Here is a 558-nt window from a genome sequence, read left to right on the forward strand (position 1 = left end):
GCAGCCGGGGTGCCGCGTGAACGACCTCGCGCCGGGCTTAAACAGCTTCCCAACGAGAGCCGCGCACCGCTGGCACATCGGGGCGGGGTCCACGAACATCATCGACGTGCGAGCCCTCCCAGTCGCCCCGACCATGGCGGCGTTCCGGCCAGCCTCAGACACAGCCCAGTGGGCCATCGTCTGCGCCACTCTGCCGCCAGCGGCCAACTTCTGAGTGACCGTGCCCGGCGTCGCCCTGGCTGTGATGACAGCCGGATACAGGAGGGAGGGGATAGTGCGAACTGCCCCTGACGTTGGGTGCTCCGCCCATCCGCCGAACCCAGCCGGGTCGACCTCCGCCAACGCCTTCTCTGGGTATCCGGATCGGTACAGGTCGTCGTCCACGCTGGCAGCGCCAGCAGCAGCGGCACCGATCTGCGCGGCCACCACCAATCGAGACAGATTCGTCAGCTTCAACTGCCATTGAGCAGCCCAGTCGCCGCTCGCGCGGATCGTGCGCCACTCGCGGCCCACCATCGTGGCAGCGGCCCGCGAACGGGCCAGCATCGCCTTCTCAGG

1 protein-coding gene is annotated in these 558 nt (G+C 68.6%); it reads right to left on the reverse strand.

All coding sequences use genetic code 11. The features are described 5' to 3' along the window. A partial coding sequence (locus RMT89_RS40800) for a hypothetical protein (RefSeq protein WP_399498858.1) occupies positions 1-384 on the reverse strand: 384 nt, incomplete at its 3' end. Between the last annotated feature and the right edge of the window lie 174 nt (positions 385-558).

This window comes from Streptomyces sp. P17, assembly GCF_032436805.1.
Classification (GTDB): domain Bacteria; phylum Actinomycetota; class Actinomycetes; order Streptomycetales; family Streptomycetaceae; genus Streptomyces.